The sequence below is a fragment of the Stutzerimonas stutzeri genome (genome assembly GCF_000219605.1).
In the GTDB taxonomy this organism is placed as follows: Bacteria; Pseudomonadota; Gammaproteobacteria; order Pseudomonadales; family Pseudomonadaceae; genus Stutzerimonas; species Stutzerimonas stutzeri.
This window is the reverse complement of sequence record NC_015740.1, coordinates 4121063-4140068: the sequence shown is the minus strand read 5'-3', so window position 1 is coordinate 4140068 and position 19006 is coordinate 4121063. Positions and strand designations below refer to the sequence as shown.

The window sequence follows — 19006 nt, the reverse complement described above, 5'->3', positions numbered from 1 at the left end:
AATGCCCGACCGTAATGTCGAGATCGAACTCAAGCTGCTGATCGAGGCCATCTACCTCAAGTACAGCTACGACTTCCACGACTACTCCAGCGCCTCGCTCAAGCGCCGGGTGCTGCTGGCGCTCAAGCAGCTCGACTGCGAAAGCATCTCGGAACTGCAGCGCAAGATCCTCTATGACCCGCATGCCTTCATGGACCTGCTGCAGTACCTCACCATCCCGGTCAGCGAGATGTTCCGCGACCCGAGCTACTACCGGTCGCTGCGCGAGCACGTGGTGCCGGTGCTGCGCACCTATCCGTCGTTGAAGATCTGGGTCGCCGGCTGCAGCACCGGCGAGGAGGTCTACTCGATGGCCATCCTGCTCAAGGAGGAGGGGCTGCTGGAGCGGACGATCATCTACGCCACCGACATCAACCCGCGCTCGCTGGAGCAGGCACGTCAGGGCATCTTCGCCATCGACCACCTGCGCCAGTACACCGCCAACTACCAGCAGGCCGGCGGCACCCGCAGTTTTTCCGACTACTACACCGCCGCCTACGACTCGGCGATCATGGACAAGTCACTGAAAGAAAAGGTTACGTTTGCCGATCATAGTCTGGCGACCGATAGCGTATTTTCCGAAACGCAATTCATCTCGTGCCGCAACGTCCTGATCTATTTCAACAAGCCGCTGCAGGATCGCGCCTTCGGTCTGTTCCATGAGTCGCTCTGTCACCGAGGCTTCCTCGGCCTGGGCAGCAAGGAGACCGTCGAGTTCTCGGGCTACGCCGGTCTCTACGAGCCGTTCGACAAATCGGAAAGGATCTTCCGCAAACTATGAGCAGCTCCGATCAGGCGATCCTGCAGGCCAGACGCCAGCCGCCCATCGAGGCCGTGGTGATCGGCACCTCGGCTGGCGGGCTGGAGGCGCTGGGCGTGGTGCTCGAGGGCCTGCCAAGCACCTATCGCCCGCCGATCCTGGTGGTGCAGCATGTCCCGGCCCACGGCCGGAGCCAGCTGGTGGAGATCTTCGCGCGCAGAACCCGGTTGCGGGTCACGGAAGCAGAAGACAAGGATCCGCTAAGCTCGGGCATGCTGTGTTTCGCGGCGCCCGGTTATCACCTGCTGGTCGAAGGCGACCGCAGCCTGTCGCTGAGCCAGGATGATGCCGTGCACTTTTCGCGGCCTTCGATCGACGTGCTGTTCGAATCCGCGGCCGATGTCTGGGGGCCGCAGGTGGCGGGCGTGCTGCTGACCGGCGCCAACGAGGACGGCGCTGCCGGCCTCGAGGCGATCCATCGGGTCGGTGGCCTGACCGTGATCCAGGACCCTGCCGAAGCGGCGGTGCCGACCATGCCGCGCGCGGCGCTGCAGCGCTTCGCACCGGACTACATCTTGCCCCTACGTGACATTCAACGACTGTTGCGAGAACTGGAGTGACCATGCCCGACCGTAACGACGAGGTGAACCTGCTCATCGTCGATGACCTGCCGGAGAACCTGTTGGCTCTGGATGCGCTGCTGCAGGCGCCGGGCGTCCGGGTGCACCAGGCCGAATCGGCCGAGCAGGCGCTGGAGCTGTTGCTGCGACATGAGTTCGCCCTGGCCATTCTCGATGTGCAGATGCCGGGCATGGACGGCTTCCAGCTGGCCGAGCTGATGCGCGGCACCGAGCGTACCAAGCAGATCCCCATCGTCTTCGTCAGCGCCGCCGGCCGTGAGCTCAATTACGCCTTCAAGGGCTACGAGAGCGGTGCGGTGGATTTCATGCATAAACCGCTGGATGCCCATGCGGTGCGCAGCAAGGTCAGCGTGTTCGTCGACCTGTACCGCAGCCGCAAGCGCCTGGCCCGTCAGCTCGAGGCGCTGGAGCAGAGTCGTCGCGAGCAGGAGGTGCTGCTCGACGAATTGCGGCAGACCAAGGCCGAACTGGAAGATGCGGTGCGCATGCGCGATGACTTCATGTCCATCGTTTCCCACGAACTGAAGACGCCGCTCAATACCCTGATCCTCGAGGTACAGCTGCGCAAGCTGCAGCTCAGCCGCAACAACCTCGCCGCTTTCAGCGAAGAGCGCCTGCGCGGCATGGTGGACAAGGACGAGCGACAGATCCAGAGCCTGATCCGGCTGATCGACGACATGCTCGACGTCTCGCGCATCCGCACCGGCAAGCTGTCGATCCGCCCGAACCGCACCGATCTCGCCGCACTGGTGGGCAACGTGGTGGAAAGTTTCGCGGCGCAGATGGAAGCCTGCGGCTGCGAGCTGCGGCTGGAGCGCAACGAGCCCATCGTCGGGGTCTGGGATGCCTTCCGCATCGAGCAGGTACTGGCCAACCTGCTCACCAACGCCATGCGCTACGGTGCCGGCAGGCCGGTGCAGGTGAGCGTCGCCGCCTGTGCCGAAGGTGCCTGCATCGAAGTGCGTGACCATGGCATCGGCATCAGTCCGAAGAGCCTGGAACGCATCTTTCACCAGTTCGAGCGGGCCGAAGGCAGCGAAAGCAGCGCCGGGCTGGGCCTGGGGCTGTTCATCGCCGATCAAATCGTGCGTGCGCACCAGGGGCGTATCCAGGTGCACAGCGAGGAAGGTCGCGGCTCCGTGTTCCGCGTGCTGCTGCCGCTGGGCGAATAGCCAGCCTCGCAGCCCCAGGGCGGCGGTCTCAGGACGAGCAGCTGATTTCCAGATGCTTGCCCCACTCGGGCGGCCGCTCGGCGTAGCGCTCCATCCCGGGCTGTTCGTCGAAGGGGCGGCTGAGAACCGCATGCAGCTCGCGCACTGGCGCGTAATCGCCTTTCTCCGCCGCCTCGATCGCTTGCTGCGCCAGGTAGTTGCGCAGGATGTACTTCGGATTGACCGCGTGCATCCGTGCCTGCCGCGCGACCGGATCGCCGCCCTCGCTGGCGCTGCGCGCGCAATAGTCCGCCGCCCAGGCATCGAAGCCCTGCAGGTCGATGAAGTCCTCGCGCAGCCGCTGCACGGCCTGTTCGACCGGGCGCTCGCCGAGTTCGCGGAAGAAGCGCGTGTAGTCCACCGCGCTGCCCTGCATCAACTGCAGCAGGCGGCGGATCAGCTCGGCGTCGCCATCCTCGGCCTGGCTGAAACCCAGCCGGCGGCGCATCAGATCGAGCCATTCGGCCTCGTACAGCGGCAGGAACAGCTCCATGGTTTCGCGCAGCACCTTGACCTCGACGAAGGGCGTCAGCGCCTGGGCCAGCGCAGCCAGGTTCCAGTGGGCGATGGGCACCTGGTTCTCGAAGGAGTAGCGGCCGGTGTCGTCGGAGTGGTTGCAGATGAAGCGCGCGTCGAAGTCGTCGAGAAAGGCGTAGGGGCCGAAATCGAAGGTGATGCCGAGGATCGACATGTTGTCGGTGTTCATCACCCCATGGCAGAAGCCGTAGGCCTGCCAGCGGGCGATCAGCGCGGCGGTGCGTTCGAGCACCGTGCGGAAGAACATGTGGAACGGTTCGGGATGTTCCAGCAGTTCGGGGAAGTGCGCCTCGACGACATGCTCGAACAGCTGCTTCAGTTCGCTGTGCTGGCGGGTGTAGTAGAAGAACTCGAAGTGGCCGAAACGCACGTGGCTCGGCGCCAGGCGCAGCAGCATGGCGCCACGCTCGGGGCGTTCGCGGTAGACCAGGGTGTCCGAACCGGTGACGCACAGCGCGCGGGAACTGGGGATGCCGAGGGCGTGCAGGTGCTCGCTGGCGAGGAATTCGCGGATCGACGAGCGCAGCACCGCGCGACCATCGCCCATACGCGAATAGGGCGTCTTGCCGGCGCCCTTGAGGTGCAGGTCCCAGTACTCGCCGGCCTCGTTCACCACCTCGCCGAGCAGCAGGCCTCGGCCGTCGCCGAGCTGCGGGTTGTAACTGCCGAACTGGTGGCCGGAATAGACCATCGCGCGCGGCTCGGCGGTGGACCAGATCTTGTGCCCGGAGAACAGTTCGGCGAACAGCGCCTGCTCGGCTTCGGCCGGGTCGAGATCCAGCAGGGCCATCGCCGCCTCGCTTGCCACCACCAGGCGCGGCGCTTCCAGCGGCTGCGGCGATACCTGGGTGGAAAAGGTATCGCCGAGACGGGCGAAGCGATTATCGAAATGGAGCTGGGTCAGGGTCTTCAAGTCGCCTCCGGCGCGGCATGCGGGCAAGCATGGCCCGGCCGGAGCCGAGCCTGTTCAGGACGTTGGAGGACGACGGACGCCTGGACGTTCCTCAGGCGCGATCGTCGGTTGCCGGCTTGTCGCCATCGGCCGGTTTGGTTGCGGCGCTGAGCTGCAGCTGCTGCCCCGCAAAATTCTTGAGGAAGATATCCACCTGGCGGAAGGCGATGCTGATGCCCGCCTTGTTGAACTCGCGATCGATGAAGCGGTTGATCTCGTCGGTGGCAGGGTTGCGGTCGCCGAGGTCGCGCACGTGGATGCGCAGCTCGTGGTCCAGCCTGCTTTCGCCGAAATTGAGGAAGAACACCTGCGGCTCGGGCTCCTTGAGCACACGCGGGTTGTCCTGCGCTGCCTTGTAGAGCAGCGCCTTGACCTTGTCCAGGTCCGATCCGTAGGCGACGCCGACCTTGATCGTCACGCGCGTTACGGTGTCGATCAGCGACCAGTTGATCAGCTGGCCGGTGATGAAGGTCTTGTTCGGGACGATGATGTCCTTGCGGTCGAAGTCGGTGATGGTGGTGGCACGGATGCGAATCCGGCTGACCGTGCCGGACAGGTTGCCGATGGTGACCACGTCGCCGATGCGCACCGGGCGCTCGAAGAGGATGATCAGACCGGAAATGAAGTTGGCGAAGATCTCCTGCAGGCCGAAACCCAGGCCCACCGAGAGTGCTGCCACTAGCCACTGCAGCTTGTCCCAGCTGACGCCCAAGGTGGATAGCGTAGCGACGATGCCGAAGCCAGCCAGCGCGTAAGACAGCAGCGTGGTGGTGGCGTAGGCGCTGCCCTGGGCCAGCCGCAGTTTGGACAGCACCATGACTTCCAGCAGACCCGGCAGGTTGCGTGCCAGGGCCACGGTGATGGCGATGATCAGCAGCGCGCCGAGCAGGTTGTTCAGGCTGATCGCCGCGGTGGTCAGCGTTTCGCCGCTGCCGGTGGTGTATTCGTAGAGGGTGATGTTGTCCAGGTAGGAGACCACCGAGATCAGGTCCGACCACACCCAGTACAGCGCCACCAGGAACACGCCGAACATGGTCAGGCGGGTCAGGCGCAGGGACTGCTGGTTGACCTGCTCGATGTCCAGCCCCGGCTCGCCCTGGGCTTCGATCGTATCGCTCTGCTCATCGGCCATGGCTTGCCGTCTGGCCAGTGCGCGCTTGTAGGCCAGGCGCCGCGCCGCCACCGTCAGCCCGCGGATCAGCGCGGCCTCGACGACGATCCAGATCATCAGCAGGTAAAGGGTGTCGATCAGCCGGTCGGTCAGCTTCAGCGCGGTGTAGTAGTAGCCGAAGCCCACCGCGACGATCAGCGCGATCGGTAGCACGCTGAACAGCAGGCCGATCATCAGTCTCACTGGTGGCGCATTCTGGCTCGATGGGCCTTTGAGCAGCAGGCGGTTGAGACGCCAACTCATCAGGGCGAAGCAGGTCAGCACCACGAGGATGCCGAGCACGTCGTCGGCCAACCGCGCCGGCTGGTGCTCGGCGACGCTGACCACCGCCACCAGGGCCATGACGATCATGCCCAGCCGGCGAATCTCGTCCCGCAGGAACGCCACCTGCGGTCGCGACCAGCCGAAGTGCAGCTCGGCCACGCGCCCGGGTGAAAGCATGCGGTAGGCGCTGTAGAACACCAGCCAGGCCTGGGCCATTTCGTAGAGCGCAGCGCCAAGCACGTAGTTCTGCCCGCGTGCGTCCATCTGCAGCAGATAGCCGCACAGCGCAAGGAACAGTGCGCCGGGCAGCGCCAGCAAGAGATTGAGCAATAGCGCCAGCGGGGTATGCAGCTGGCTGTCGTTGCGGAAGTGGCCGATCTGCTCGCTCAGCGAGCTGAGCTTGGCGTCGATCTTGTTGCGCCACCAGAGCAGGGCGGCGATCAGCAGCAGCAGCGGCAGGAAGAACAGCGGCCGCTCCTTGAGACCGGCGCCCAGTTCCTGCAGCGCCGACAGCCAGGGCATCGACGCCAGCTGGGCCTTGAGGCGCTGGGGGGCGCCCTGCAGCCAGCTGAGATCCAGCGGCTTGTTGCTGGGAATCCAGAACATCTGCTCGTCGAGGGTATCGCTGAGCGCGCGCGCGGTGTCCTGCAGCTGCTTCTGGTTCAGCTGCAGGGTGATCGAGGCGTTGAGCAGCGCATCCAGCTCGCGATTGAGACGATCGAGCAGTTCGCTGCGGGTGGTCGCCAGGTCCATCAGCGTGCGCCGCAGTTCAGGCGTGATTTCCTCTTCCTTCTGCTGTGCCAGCAGCTGTTCGACGTAGGCCGCGGGGTTACCGGCGGCCTCGCGGCGCTGGTTGAGTTCGAACTGATAGAGGCGGATATCGGCGATCTCGTCGGCGAGATTCTTGTCCAGTTGCAGGCTCGGCAAGGCCTGCTTCTGCTGGTAGAGAATGCGCGATAGCAGCAGGCTGCCCTCGAGCACCGAGATCTGCTCCTCCAGCGCCTGGTCGGTCTGGTTGAGGGTGTCGAGCTGCTGGCGGGTCTGCAGGTTCTGCTGGTTGAGACGGTTGAGGCGCTCGGTGGCGCGCAGCAGGTAGTCGGAGAGCTTGAGGTTCTCGGCGCTCTCGGCGGCGAGCAGCTTGTCCGAGCCGGCCTGCTGTACCCGTGCCGAGAACTCGGCGACGGTCTGCTCCGATTCGGCGCGTCGCTTCTCGTTGATCAGGGCCTGCAGTGCCTGGGTTTCCTTTTCGGCACGGGCGATGCGTTCGGCCAGCAAGTCACGGCGTGCCTTGCCCAGGTCCTGCAGCTGGCTGTTGCCGGCAAGCTCCTGGCGGCGCAGCTCGATCTGGGCATTGAGCGAGACGATCTCGGCGTCCAGCAGGGCGCGGCGTTCCTCGCTCAGCGGCTTGCCAGATTCGCGGCCGTTCTTGAGCAGGTTGTTGATTTCCTGAATGCGTGTCTGCGCCGTGCCGATCTGCGCCTGGGCCCGTTCCGGACGGGTCTGCGCGGTGATGATCATGCTGTTGGCCGCGCTGAACTGCTTCTGCCACTCGGACAGTTCCTCGACCCGCGCGCTCAGGCGCTGCTCGAGCGCCTCGACCGACTGCTTGGCGTAGCGCTCGGCGGCGTCTTCGTCGGGGCTGGCCTTGAGCTTGGCCAGCTCGCGCTGGGCCTCGGTGATCTCCTTCGGGGCCTGAGCCAGCAGGGCCTTGAGTTCCTCGGCGCGCTTGTTGCTGGTTTCGGTTTGCTGGAGCAGACGCTGGGTCTGCTCGCCGAGCGACAATGCCGGCTTGGCTTCGCCTTCGGAGGCGGGCGGCGTGCCGGTCAGGCTGTCGAGGGATTGGGCGTGCAGCGGGGCAACGAACAGGCAGAGCGTGGAAAGCAGCAGGGTGCGCAGAAATGACATGGAGGCAGACGCAGGCGGGTGACCGAAAGTGCGAAAGTCTACGGGCTGCGCCAGCCGAGCGCGAGTACCGTGCAACGGGTCGACGGACGGGCTCGTTGGCCGGGCGGTTCGCAGCAATGCAGTGGTTCGCGGCGCCGGTTCGCTAGCCGGCGAAACGGGGCGATCGGTGGACCGCCCCAGACGCTAGAACATCAGCTGCGGGCCGGGCTTGTCGCCCTCCGGAAACTTCAGGCCGACCTTGCGCACCTCGCCCGCGTCCATCGCCGCCACGGTCCAGGTCAGGCCGTTCCATTCGACCTGGTCGCCGACCACCGGCCGGCCGCCGACCTGCTCGGCCATGAAGTCACCGATGGTCTGCTCGCCATCCACCTCGCCGAGCTTGAGCCCGTAGAGCGCGGCGATGGCATTGAGCTGGGCATCGCCTTCGAGGATGAAGTCGCCGAAGAAACGCAGGTCCTGGCCGCGCGTGGGCGCCTGGCTGAACAGCTTGCCAAGGGCCGGCAAGTCTTCGTCATGGCCGATCACGCAGAGGATGTCATCCACCTGCAGGCGGGTACTGCCCGACGGGTGCAGCAGCTCCTTGCCGCGGAACAGGGCGGCAATGCGCGTGCCCGGGGGCATCTTCAGTTCCCGCAGTGCGGCGCCGACGCACCATTTGCTGGCGCTCAGGCGGTAGACGAATATCTCCCACTGGCTGGTGGTGTGCACCTGCAGGCCGGTACGTGAAACAGGCATCGGCGACGGCGGGACTTCCACCTTGGCCTTCTTCGCCGCCCAGGCCAGCGTCGAGCCCTGCAGCAGCAGCGATACGAGGACGATGAAGAACGCCACGTTGAAGAACAGCTGGGCATTTTCCAGCCCGGCCATCAGCGGGAACACCGCGAGGATCACCGGCACCGCGCCGCGCAGGCCGATCCAGGAGATGAACAGGCGCTCGCGCAGGTGGAAGCTGCGAAACGGCAGCAGGCTGACGAACACCGCCAGCGGCCGGGCGAAGAGGATCATCCACAGCGACAGCAGCAGCGCCGGGATGGCAATGGGCAGCAGCTCGCTGGGCGTGAGCAGCAGGCCGAGCACCAGGAACATGCCGATCTGGCTGAGCCAGGCCAGGCCATCGAACATGTGCAGGATGCCGTGGCGGTTGCGGATCGGCCGGTTGCCCAGTAGCAGGCCGCAGACATAGATCGCCAGGATGCCGCTGCCGCCGATGGCGCCGGACAGGGCGAAGATCATCAGGCCGCCGGCCACCGCCAGCAGCGGATAGAGGCCGTCGGCCACCGACAGCCGGTTGATCAGCTGCAGCAGCAGCCAGCCGCCAGCCAATCCGAGCACGGTGCCGATGCCGAATTGCTGCAGCAGAGTCAGCAGGAAGTCCCAGCCGAAGGTGGTTTGCCCGGCGAGCAGCATGTCTATCAGCGCGACGGTGAGGAACATCGCCATCGGGTCGTTGCTGCCCGATTCGATTTCCAGCGTCGAACCGACCCGCTCGTTCAGGCCCTTGCCGTTGAGAAGATTGAACACCACGGCGGCATCGGTGGAGCCGACGATCGCACCGATCAGCAAGCCCTGCAGCAACGGCAAATCGAACAGCCAGGCCGCGGCCAGTCCGGTGAAGCCGGAGGTGATCGCCACGCCCAGGGTTGCTAGCGAGAATGCCGGTTTCAGCGCGACGCGGAAGGTAGCGGTGCGGGTGCGCATGCCGCCATCGAGCAGGATTATCGCCAGCGCCAGGTTGCTGATGATGAAGGCCAGGCGGTAGTCCTCGAAGACGATACCGCCGACGCCATCGACCCCGGCAAGCATGCCGACGCCAAGAAAAATCACCAGGATCGGCACACCGAGTCGCGCCGAAAGCGAGCTCATCAGGATACTCGCCGCCACCAACAAGGCACCGATAAAGAACAGGTGGTTGATGCTGCCGACGTCCAAATGAAGTCTCCACTAGAGAAAGCTGCCGCGTGCCCATGCACGGGATATGCCAGCGATTCTAACCTGATGATTTGACTGCCTGTCAAAAAAACGCCCCGCATGAGCGGGGCGCTGTAACAGCATGTATGGCGTACGCTAGAACCAGGCGTCCTGCATGGAGAGGCAGGTATCGTCGCGTGTTTCGAGGATGGCCAGCTCGTGCTCGCAAGCCGGTACTTCCCAGCTGAGGAAGTAGCGTGCGGCCTGCAGCTTGCCGCGGTAGAAGTCGGCATCTGCCGGATTGCCCTCGGCCAACCCGCGCTCGGCACGCAGTGCCTGTTCCAGCCAGCGCCAGCCGATCACTGCGTGGCCGAACACCTTCAGATACAGCGCCGAGTTGGCCAGCGCCTGGTTGACCTTCCCTGCCATCAGGTCGCCCAGGAGCGCCTGGGTCACGCTGGTCAGCCGGGCGACGTGCTGTTCCAGTGGCTGGCGCAAGGCACCGAGCGAGTCGTATTCGGCGGCGCGCTGGCAGCAGTCCTGGATCAGCCCGAGCAGCTGGCGCAGGCCGGCGCCCTTGTTCTGCATCAGCTTGCGGCCGAGCAGGTCCAGCGACTGGATACCGTGAGTACCTTCATGGATCGGGTTGAGGCGGTTGTCGCGGTAGTACTGCTCCACCGGGTACTCGCGGGTGTAGCCGTGGCCGCCGAGGATCTGGATCGCCAGTTCGTTGGCCTTCAGGCAGAACTCCGATGGCCAGGACTTGACGATGGGGGTGAGCAGGTCGAGCAATTCCGCCGCACTGCGCCGCGCCTCCTCGCTTTCCGCGGTGTGCTCGTCGTCCACCAGCCGCGCGGAATACAGGCCGAGGTCGAAGGCGCCCTCGACGTAGGCCTTCTGCGTCAGCAGCATGCGCTTGACGTCGGTGTGCTCGATGATCGGCACCTGGGTCGACGCCGGGTCCTTGCCGTCCGGCAGGCGGCCCTGCGGACGCTCGCGGGCGTAGTTCAGCGAGTAGAGGTAGCCGGCGTAGCCGAGCATGATCGCGCCCATGCCGACGCCGATGCGCGCCTCGTTCATCATCTGGAACATGTAGGCCAGGCCCTTGTGCGGCTCGCCTACCAGGTAGCCGACGCAGTTGCCGTTGTCGCCGAAGTTCAACGCGGTGCTGGTGGTGCCGCGCCAGCCCATCTTGTGGAACAGGCCGGCCAGCAGCACGTCGTTGCGTTCGCCCAGCGAGCCGTCGTCGTTGACCAGGAACTTCGGCACGATGAACAGGCTGATGCCCTTAACCCCGGGCGGTGCGTCCGGCAGCTTGGCCAGCACCATGTGCACGATGTTTTCCGACAGCGGGTGGTCGCCGCCGGAGATGAAGATCTTGTTGCCCTTGAGCCGGTAGCTACCGTCGCCCGCCGGTTCGGCGCGGGTGCGGATGTCCGATAGCGAGGAGCCGGCATGCGGCTCGGTGAGCGCCATGGTGCCGAAGAAACGGCCCTCGAGCATAGGCTGCAGGAAGCGCCGCTTCTGCTCCTCGGAACCGAAGGTCTCGATCAGGTGCGAGGCGCCCATGCTCAGCATCGGGTAGGAGCTGGTGGCGATGTTGGCCGACTGGAAGTGGGCGAAGCAGGCACGCGACAGCAGGTTGGGCAGCTGCATGCCGCCGTCGTCGAAACTGCGCTGGGCATTGTGGAAACCCGCCTCGATAAAGGCGTCGACCGCTGGTTTGACTTCCGGGATCAGCACCGCCTCGCCGTTCTGGTAGACCGGCTCGTGCTCGTCGGACTTGCGGTTGTGCGGCGCGAAATATTTCTCGGCGATGCTGCGGGCGGTGCCGATGGCGGCATCGAAGGTTTCGCGGCTGTGATCGGCGAAGCGCTCGCGGCGCGTCAGGGCCTCGGCGTCCAGCACCTCGTAGAGTTCGAAGGCCAGGTTGCGCGGGCAGAGCAGGGTCTCGGTCATGGTCAACCTCCATTTCTATCGGCCCGAGTCTAAGGACGCCCGTTTTCCATTGCCTAGCTCCATCCATTGCACTGATGGAGCGTCAACACGGGCGACCTCCTCCTAGCCGAGCAACTGACGCATCAGCGAGGCGAGTTCGCCCTCGGCCAGCCCGGCCGCTTCCAGGTGCATCAGTGCCGCTTCGCGATGCGTTGCCAGTTGCTGGCGCGCGGCCTGGGGACCGAGCAGCGACACCACCGTGGCCTTGGCCCGATCCTGCTGGCAGTCCTTGCCGGTCTGCTCGGGGCTCAGGCCGTCGGCGATGTCGTCGAGCAGTTGAAAGGCCATGCCCAGCTCGCTGGCGAAACCGCGCAGGTGCGCGGTCAGCGCGCGGTCGGCACCGACCAGCAAGGCCGCCAGCTCCAGTGCGGCGGTGAACAGTGAGCCGGTCTTCAGTTGATTGGTGGCGATTACCGCATCCAGCTGCTGCGCCTGCCCTGTGCCGTGCAGGTCGCGGAACTGGCCGCGGACCAGCCCCTGCGCGCCCACCGCCCTGGCCAAGAGTGCGACCGCATCGTTGCGCTGGCGCGGGCTCAGGCTCGGTGCCATGGCGGTGATGCCGTAGGCATGGCTGAGCAGAGCCACCGAGGCGAGCACGGCGACATCCTCGCCGAAGCGCAGGTGGATGGTCGGCTGGCCGCGGCGCAGGCTGGCATTGTCCATGCAGGGCATGTCGTCGAGAAACAGCGAGGCGGCATGGATCATCTCCAGCGCGCAGGCCGGATCCAGACCGATCGCCGGATCGGCATCCAGATCGCCCAGTGCCAGCAGAAGCAGCAACGGCCTGAGCCGCTTGCCGGGAGCCAGGGTGCCTTCGCGCAGGGCCTGGGTGACGGTGTCCAGCTCCGATTCCGGAAATGGCAGGCGCAGCGCCAGTCGCTCGTCGACCTGTCGGCGCAGGCGCAGCAGGTTGTCGCATTGCGGAAGCGGGAGACTGGAGTTCTGCGTTTGCATGGCGTTGCCCTCGCTGCGCCCCAGTCCGAGCACCAGGGTTGCGGATAATGTTGTACAACTATTGGACGGTTTGACAAAAAGTTGTACAAGTCGTGCCGTCGTATAGCACTTTTTTCAGGGCTTTACGTCCAAAGAAGTCTTCCCGGGAGCCGATTTCCATGAGCAAGCAGTCGCTGGTCAGCCGCAAGAACGATCATCTGGACATCGTCCTCGACCCCACCCGCACCATCGCCGCGACAGGGACCGGTTTCGGCGCCTTCCGCTTTGAGCACTGCGCCCTGCCCGAGTTGCACCTGGACCAGATCGACCTGCAGACGGCGCTGTTCGGACGGCGCCTGCGCGCGCCCTTGCTGATCAGCTCCATGACCGGTGGCGCGGCGCGCTCGGCGGCGATCAATGCGCATCTGGCCGAGGCCGCCCAGCAGCTGGGCATTGCGATGGCCGTGGGTTCGCAGCGGGTGGCGCTGGAAACCGCCGGCGATCAGGGCCTCACCGGCCAGTTGCGCCAGCTGGCGCCGGACATCCTGCTGCTGGCCAACTTCGGCGCCGCCCAGCTGGTTCGGGGCTATGGCGTGGACGAGGCGCGGCGGGCGGTGGAGATGATCGAAGGCGACGCGCTGATCGTGCACCTCAACCCGCTGCAGGAGGCCGTGCAGACCGGTGGCGATCGGGACTGGCGCGGCGTGCTGCAGGCGATCGAGGCGCTGGCCGCGCGCCTGCCGGTTCCGGTGGTGATCAAGGAAGTCGGCGCGGGAATATCCGCGGCGGTGGCCCGGCGACTAGTCGATGCCGGGGTGGCCGCCATCGATGTGGCCGGTGCCGGCGGCACCAGTTGGGCTGCGGTAGAGGCCGCGCGGGCGGCAGACGCCAGCCAGCAGGCCATTGCCGAGGCCTTCGCCGATTGGGGCATACCCACGGCGCAGGCACTGCTGGCGGTGCGCGAGGCCTGCCCGAACACGCCGCTGATCGCTTCCGGCGGTATCCGCGATGGCGTCGAGGCGGCCAAGGCGATCTGCCTGGGCGCCGATCTGGTGGGGCAGGCGGCCGGCGTGTTGCAGGCGGCGATGCACAGCAGCGAGGCGGTGATCAGCCATTTCGAAGTGCTGATCGAGCAGTTGCGCATCGCCTGTTTCTGTACCGGCTCGGCCGATCTCGCCGGGCTGCGACAGGCGCGGCTGCTGCAGCTGTCCGCCTGCTGATGCGCGGCCCGGCGCTCCGATGACACATTTTGCGGCAATTGCGCCGCCCTTCCTCAGCCATTTGCGGGCGTTCGAGGCGATCGCCTGGCAGCTGCAGCAACATGGCCACCGTGTGACCTTTATCCAGCAGGCCGATGTCGGTGCGCTGCTGGACCTGCCCGCGGTGGGCTTCGCCGCCATCGGTAGCGACACCCATCCGCCGGGCTCGCTGGCCGCGGTGGTGCGTCGTGCCGCCAGTCCCGGACCGTTCGGCATTCGCCGGGTGATCGCCGACATGGCGGCGAGCACCGAGCTGTTCTGCCGCGAGGCGCCTGCCGTGTTGCGAGCGCTGGAAGTGGAGGCGGTGCTGGCCGACCAGATGGAGCCGGCCGGTGCGCTGCTGGCCGAGCACCTCGGGCTGCCATTCGTTTCCATCGCCTGCGCCCTGCCGTTCAACCGCGAGCCGCTGGTGCCGCTGCCGGTGATGCCCTGGCGCTACCGGGCCACGGACTGGGGCGAGCAGCTCAACCGGCACAGCAGCGGCGTCTACGATCGGCTGATGCGGTCGCACGGCGAAGTGATCGAGCGCTATTGCCGGGCGTTCGGCCTGGCCAGACGCACGAGCCTGAGCGACTGTCTGTCGCCGCTGCTGCAGATCAGCCAGACGGTGAACGGCTTCGACTTTCCGCGGCAGGCCCTGCCGCCACACTTCCATGCGCTCGGCCCGCTGCGCCAGCCGCTGCCGATGGCGGCCGGGCTTGAGTGGCCGCTGGACCGCGCACGGCCTTTCGTCTTCGCCTCGCTGGGCACGCTGCAGGGCCACCGCTACGGCCTGTTGCGCAATATCGCCCGCGCCTGTCGGCGGCTCGATGTGCAGCTGTTGATCGCCCATTGCGGTGGGCTGGATGCCGCAGCGGCCGCCAGGCTCCGGCAGGAAGGCGCATGCTGGGTCACCGACTTCGCGCCGCAGCGGGCCGTGCTGGCGCAGGCGTCGGCCGTGGTGACTCATGCCGGGCTGAACACCGTGCTCGATGCCTTGGAGGCGGGTGTGCCGATGCTGGCGCTGCCGATCGCCTTCGACCAGCCCGGTGTTGCCGCGCGTATCGAGCACGCCGGCGTCGGGCTGTGCCTGCTTCCGGCGCTGGCCAGCCCGGCGCGTATCGCCCATGCGCTGCGGCGGCTGCTCGACGAAGCGTCCTTCCGCCAGCGTGCCGCGGCGCTCGGTGAAGAGGTTCGCCAGGCCGGTGGCGCGGCCCGCGCCGCCGAGCTGATCGAAAGCGCGCTCGGCTGCGTTCGGCCTCGGTCGGAGGTGGCCGATGACGCCTGATGCAGACCTGATCCTGGTCGGCGGTGGCCTGGCCAACGGGTTGCTGGCCCTGCGCTTGCGCCAGCAGCGGCCGGAGCTGCGCGTGCTGCTCCTGGAGCAGGGCGAAACCCTCGGCGGCAACCACACCTGGTCGTTCCACCAGCACGACCTGACCCCGGCGCAGCAGGCCTGGCTGGCGCCGTTGGTGGAGCAGCACTGGCCGGGTTACGAGGTGATCTTTCCCGCCCTGCGACGGCAGCTCGGCAGCGGCTACGCGAGCATTTTCTCGTCGCGCTTTCATCAGCACCTGATGGCTGAGCTCGGCGGGCAAATTCGCCTGGGCGTGGAGGTGTCCGCGGTCGAGCCGCAACGCGTTCAGCTGGTCGGCGGGCAGAGCCTGGAGGCCGGGGCGGTGATCGACGGGCGCGGCGTGCGGCGCAGCGCTCAGCTGGCGCTGGGCTTCCAGAAGTTTCTCGGCCAGGAGTTGCGTCTGCAGCAGCCCCATGGCCTGCGGGTGCCGATCATCATGGACGCCAGCGTCGCCCAGAAAGACGGCTATCGCTTCGTCTACGTGCTGCCGCTCAGCGTCGACAGCCTGCTGATCGAAGACACCTACTACGCCGACGGCGATGCGGTGGCGCCGGAGGCACTGCGCGCCAATATCCAGCGCTACGCCGAGGGCCGCGGCTGGGCGATCCGCGAGGTGCTGCGCGAAGAGCAGGGCGTGCTGCCCATCGTGCTGTCCGGCGATATCGCGGCGTTCTGGGGCGAGGCGCGTGGCGTGCCGCAGAGCGGACTGTCGGCCGCGCTGTTCCACCCCACCACGGGCTATTCGCTGCCCGATGCGGTGCGCCTGGCCGATCACCTGGTCGCCCTCGATCGCTGGGATGCAGGCAGCCTGTTCGCCGCGATTCGCGACTATTCCACGCTGCAGTGGCGCCGGCGCGGCTTCTTCCGCCTGCTCAATCGCATGCTGTTCATGGCCGGCCCGGCGGATCGCCGCTGGGCGGTGATGCAGCGTTTCTACCGGCTGCGCGAACCGCTGATCCAGCGCTTCTATGCGGCCGAGCTGACTGCCTGGGACCGCTTGCGCATCGTCTCGGGCAAACCTCCCGTGCCGGTGGGCGAGGCGCTGCGGGCGCTGGCCGCCAGCAATCTGCACAAGGACAGACGATGAACCAGGCAACAGGCGGTGTGAGGCGGGCGGTGGTGATCGGTGCCGGTTTCGGCGGGCTGGCGTTGGCGATCCGCCTGCAGCGCGCCGGCGTCCAGACGACGCTGCTGGAGAAGCGCGACAAGCCGGGCGGCCGCGCCTACGTCTACCACGACCAGGGCTTCACCTTCGATGCCGGGCCGACGGTGATCACCGATCCGCCGGCGTTGGAAGAACTCTTCAGCGGCGCCGGCAAGCGCATGGCCGACTATGTCGAGTTGCTGCCGGTCAGCCCCTTCTACCGGCTGTGCTGGGAGGACGGCTACAGCTTCGACTACGTCAACGACCAGGCCCAGCTGGACCGGCAGATCCACGCGCTCAACCCTCGTGACGTGGCCGGCTATCAGCGCTTTCTCGCCTATTCGCGGGCGGTGTACGAGGAGGGCTACGTCAAGCTCGGCACTGTGCCCTTCCTGTCGTTTCGCAGCATGATCGGCGTCGCGCCGCAGCTGGCCAAGCTGCAGGCCTGGCGCAACGTGTACAGCATGGTGGCCAAGTTCGTGGAGAACGACCGGCTGCGCCAGGCGCTGTCCTTTCACTCGCTGCTGGTGGGCGGCAATCCGTTCGAGACCTCGTCCATCTACGCGCTGATCCATGCCCTGGAGCGCCAGGGCGGTGTCTGGTTTCCCCGCGGCGGCACCGGGGCGCTGGTGCAGGGGATGGTCCGGCTGTTCGAGGATCTGGGCGGCAGGCTGGAGCTGAACGCCGAGGTCGCGCGGATCGAGCTGGAGGCCGGACGCGCGAAGGCCGTGATCACGGGTGACGGTCGCCGCTTCGACACCGATGCGGTGGCGTCCAACGCGGATGTGGTCAACACCTACAAGCAGCTGCTCGGGCATGAGGCGCGTGGTCGCGACGAGGCCAAACGGCTCTCCGGCAAGCGTTTCTCGATGTCCCTGTTCGTCATCCATTTCGGTCTCAAGCGCCGTCATGAGCACCTGCAGCATCACACGGTGTGCTTCGGCCCGCGTTACCGCGAGCTGATCGACGAGATCTTCAAGCGCGAGACGCTGGCAGACGACTTTTCCCTCTACCTGCACGCGCCCTGCGTCACCGATCCTTCGCTGGCGCCGGAAGGCTGCGCCAGCCATTACGTGCTGGCGCCGGTGCCGCACTTGGGCACGGCGGATATCGACTGGGCGGAGGAAGGCCCGAAGTACCGCGACCGCATCTTCGAGTACCTGGAGCGGCACTACATGCCGGGGCTGCGTGGCGATCTGGTGACCCACCGGATCTTCACGCCGCAGGATTTTCGCGACGAGCTCAACGCCCATCTGGGCTCGGCATTTTCGCTGGAGCCGATCCTCACCCAGAGCGCCTGGTTCCGCCCGCACAACCGCGACGACGTGATTCCCAACCTCTATATCGTCGGCGCCGGCACTCACCCGGGTGCCGGCGTGCCGGGGGTCGTCGGTTCGGCCAAGGCCACCGCCGGGCTGATGCTGGAGGACTTCATGTTGAAGGAGCAGGCCGGATGAACGATCAGGTCATCGATCACTCCACTCAGGCGATCAACGTCGGCTCCAAGAGCTTCGCCGCGGCGGCAAAGCTGTTCGACGAGCGCACCCGCCAGAGCGCGGTGATGCTCTACGCCTGGTGCCGTCATTGCGACGATGTGATCGACGGCCAGACGCTGGGGCATGGCCAGGTCGAGGGCGATCGCAACAGCGGTGAGGCGCGGCTGGCCGAGCTGGTCGATCTCACCGAGCGCGCCTACGCCGGCGAGCCGATGGCCGATCCTGCGTTCGCCGCCTTCCAGCAGGTGATCCAGCGTCATCGGATTCCCAAGGCCCATCCGCTGGAGCATCTGGCGGGTTTTCGCATGGATGTGCAGGGCTACCGCTACCAGACCCTCGACGACACCCTGCTGTACTGCTACCGGGTTGCCGGCGTGGTGGGCCTGATGATGGCGCGGGTGATGGGCGCCGAAGCGGAGCCGACGCTGGATCGCGCCTGTGATCTGGGCTTGGCCTTTCAGCTGACCAACATCGCCCGCGATATCGTCGAGGATGCGCAGATCGGGCGCGTCTATCTGCCGGTCGAGTGGCTGGCGGAGGTGGGTATTCCGGAGGACGAGGTCGCGCTGCCTCAGCATCGTGCCGCGTTGGCGACGCTGGCGGCGCGACTGGTGGATCTGGCCGAGCCCTACTATCGCTCTGCGTCTCAGGGCCTGCGCGACCTGCCGTTACGCTCGGCCTGGTCGATCGCCACGGCTCATGGCGTCTACCGGCAGATCGGCGTCGAGGTGAAAGCGCGCGGCGCGGCGGCCTGGGATGCGCGGGTGTCGACCAGCAAAGGGCAGAAGCTGCAGTTCCTGCTGGGGGGCGGCGTGCTGGCGCTGGCCTCGCGGCGGATGCAGGTCAGGCCGCGTTCTGACGATCTCTGGAGACGTCCTCGCTAGATGCACCCTGGTGCTTGCGCAGCGGCCCGTCGTGCAGCTCGCGCAGCTGGCGCTTGAGCACCGGCAGCGGCGGCGCGTAGAGAAAGCCGAAGGATACGCAGCGCTCCTTTCCTTCGACCGCATGGTGCAGACGGTGCGCCTGATACAGCCGCTTGAGATAGCCGTTGCGCGGCACGTAGCGCAGCGGCCAGCGGTGATGGACCAGCCCGTCATGAGCGACGAAATAGAGAAAACCGTAGGCCGTCATCCCGGCGCCGATCCATTCCAGCGGGTGATAACCGGCCGTGCCCAGGGCGATCAGCAGGATCGCCACGCCAGCGAACACCACCGCATAGAGGTCGTTCTTCTCGAACCAGCCGTTGCGCGGCTCGTGGTGCGACTTGTGCCAGCCCCAGCCCCAGCCGTGCATCACGTACTTGTGCGCCCACCAGGCGAAGACTTCCATGCCGGCCAGGGTGGCCAGGAAGACGAGCGTATTGGTCAGTGGACTCATGACGGGATTCCGTGTGACGTGCGGTCGATTCTACGCCCCGTCGCGGCGGCTCAGGGCTCGCCGCGACGGAATGCG

14 protein-coding genes are annotated in these 19006 nt (G+C 66.4%); 8 read left to right on the top strand and 6 right to left on the bottom strand.

Annotated elements, in window-relative coordinates; genetic code table 11:
- The first annotated feature begins 1 nt into the window (after nt 1).
- Genes PSTAB_RS19045 through PSTAB_RS19035 form a run of 3 tightly spaced genes read left to right on the top strand, consistent with a single transcriptional unit; the run spans nt 2 to nt 2612 of the window.
- Entirely contained in the window at nt 2-820 is an 819-nt protein-coding gene (locus PSTAB_RS19045; RefSeq protein ID WP_013984258.1) for a CheR family methyltransferase, read from the top strand.
- A complete protein-coding gene (locus PSTAB_RS19040) occupies nt 817-1419 on the top strand; it encodes a chemotaxis protein CheB (RefSeq protein ID WP_013984257.1) in 603 nt (200 codons plus the stop codon). The genes PSTAB_RS19045 and PSTAB_RS19040 overlap by 4 nt, the downstream gene beginning before the upstream one ends.
- Before the next feature lie 2 nt (nt 1420-1421).
- Complete coding sequence (locus PSTAB_RS19035; RefSeq protein ID WP_013984256.1) at nt 1422-2612, top strand: hybrid sensor histidine kinase/response regulator; 1191 nt, start codon at nt 1422-1424, stop codon at nt 2610-2612.
- Nucleotides 2613-2640: 28 nt separating this feature from the next.
- Here the strand turns inward: PSTAB_RS19035 and selO are convergent, their stop codons facing one another.
- The 5 genes from selO to PSTAB_RS19010 form a co-directional block, all read right to left on the bottom strand.
- Entirely contained in the window at nt 2641-4101 is a 1461-nt protein-coding gene (selO, locus tag PSTAB_RS19030; protein WP_013984255.1) for a protein adenylyltransferase SelO, read from the bottom strand.
- Between the two features lie 91 nt (nt 4102-4192).
- Nucleotides 4193-7480, bottom strand: a complete 3288-nt coding sequence (gene mscK / locus PSTAB_RS19025; protein WP_013984254.1) for a mechanosensitive channel MscK — start codon at nt 7478-7480, stop codon at nt 4193-4195.
- Nucleotides 7481-7663: 183 nt separating this feature from the next.
- On the bottom strand, nt 7664-9409 hold the full coding sequence (locus PSTAB_RS19020) for a potassium/proton antiporter (protein WP_013984253.1): 1746 nt from the start codon (nt 9407-9409) through the stop codon (nt 7664-7666).
- Nucleotides 9410-9544: 135 nt separating this feature from the next.
- A complete protein-coding gene (locus tag PSTAB_RS19015; protein ID WP_013984252.1) occupies nt 9545-11347 on the bottom strand; it encodes an acyl-CoA dehydrogenase in 1803 nt (600 codons plus the stop codon).
- A gap of 102 nt (nt 11348-11449) precedes the next feature.
- Nucleotides 11450-12340 (bottom strand): polyprenyl synthetase family protein, encoded by an 891-nt coding sequence (locus PSTAB_RS19010; protein WP_041772011.1) that lies wholly within the window; start codon nt 12338-12340, stop codon nt 11450-11452.
- Nucleotides 12341-12498: 158 nt separating this feature from the next.
- Here PSTAB_RS19010 and fni point away from each other — a divergent pair, with 158 nt between their 5' ends.
- From fni to PSTAB_RS18985, 5 genes are read left to right on the top strand one after another with little or no spacing between them, the layout of a single operon-like run.
- Nucleotides 12499-13539 carry a type 2 isopentenyl-diphosphate Delta-isomerase gene (gene fni / locus PSTAB_RS19005; protein WP_013984250.1) on the top strand — a complete coding sequence of 347 codons (1041 nt, stop codon included), beginning with the start codon at nt 12499-12501 and terminating at the stop codon, nt 13537-13539.
- Nucleotides 13540-13558: 19 nt separating this feature from the next.
- Nucleotides 13559-14845 (top strand): glycosyltransferase, encoded by a 1287-nt coding sequence (locus PSTAB_RS19000; protein ID WP_013984249.1) that lies wholly within the window; start codon nt 13559-13561, stop codon nt 14843-14845.
- Entirely contained in the window at nt 14835-16001 is a 1167-nt protein-coding gene (crtY, locus tag PSTAB_RS18995) for a lycopene beta-cyclase CrtY (protein WP_013984248.1), read from the top strand. The genes PSTAB_RS19000 and crtY overlap by 11 nt, the downstream gene beginning before the upstream one ends.
- Nucleotides 15998-17515: a phytoene desaturase gene (locus PSTAB_RS18990; protein ID WP_013984247.1), complete on the top strand. Its 1518-nt coding sequence runs from the start codon at nt 15998-16000 to the stop codon at nt 17513-17515. The genes crtY and PSTAB_RS18990 overlap by 4 nt, the downstream gene beginning before the upstream one ends.
- Nucleotides 17512-18438, top strand: a complete 927-nt coding sequence (locus PSTAB_RS18985) for a phytoene/squalene synthase family protein (protein ID WP_013984246.1) — start codon at nt 17512-17514, stop codon at nt 18436-18438. Before PSTAB_RS18990 ends, PSTAB_RS18985 begins: the two co-directional genes overlap by 4 nt.
- On the opposite strand, the gene PSTAB_RS18980 is transcribed toward PSTAB_RS18985, so the two are convergent.
- Nucleotides 18398-18931, bottom strand: coding sequence for a sterol desaturase family protein (locus PSTAB_RS18980; protein ID WP_013984245.1), 534 nt, complete (start codon nt 18929-18931; stop codon nt 18398-18400). The two genes, PSTAB_RS18985 and PSTAB_RS18980, sit on opposite strands and share 41 nt — an antisense overlap.
- Nucleotides 18932-19006 lie beyond the last annotated feature (75 nt).

Bases quoted from the DNA above. Each gene is read 5' to 3' on its own strand.
- PSTAB_RS19045 (WP_013984258.1), top strand. From the start codon at position 2: ATGCCCGACCGTAATGTCGAGATCGAACTCAAGCTGCTGATCGAGGCC.
- PSTAB_RS19040 (WP_013984257.1), top strand. From the start codon at position 817: ATGAGCAGCTCCGATCAGGCGATCCTGCAGGCCAGACGCCAGCCGCCC.
- PSTAB_RS19035 (WP_013984256.1), top strand. From the start codon at position 1,422: ATGCCCGACCGTAACGACGAGGTGAACCTGCTCATCGTCGATGACCTG.
- mscK (WP_013984254.1), bottom strand. From the start codon at position 7,480: ATGTCATTTCTGCGCACCCTGCTGCTTTCCACGCTCTGCCTGTTCGTT.
- PSTAB_RS19015 (WP_013984252.1), bottom strand. From the start codon at position 11,347: ATGACCGAGACCCTGCTCTGCCCGCGCAACCTGGCCTTCGAACTCTAC.
- PSTAB_RS19010 (WP_041772011.1), bottom strand. From the start codon at position 12,340: ATGCAAACGCAGAACTCCAGTCTCCCGCTTCCGCAATGCGACAACCTG.
- fni (WP_013984250.1), top strand. From the start codon at position 12,499: ATGAGCAAGCAGTCGCTGGTCAGCCGCAAGAACGATCATCTGGACATC.
- PSTAB_RS19000 (WP_013984249.1), top strand. From the start codon at position 13,559: ATGACACATTTTGCGGCAATTGCGCCGCCCTTCCTCAGCCATTTGCGG.
- crtY (WP_013984248.1), top strand. From the start codon at position 14,835: ATGACGCCTGATGCAGACCTGATCCTGGTCGGCGGTGGCCTGGCCAAC.
- PSTAB_RS18990 (WP_013984247.1), top strand. From the start codon at position 15,998: ATGAACCAGGCAACAGGCGGTGTGAGGCGGGCGGTGGTGATCGGTGCC.
- PSTAB_RS18985 (WP_013984246.1), top strand. From the start codon at position 17,512: ATGAACGATCAGGTCATCGATCACTCCACTCAGGCGATCAACGTCGGC.
- PSTAB_RS18980 (WP_013984245.1), bottom strand. From the start codon at position 18,931: ATGAGTCCACTGACCAATACGCTCGTCTTCCTGGCCACCCTGGCCGGC.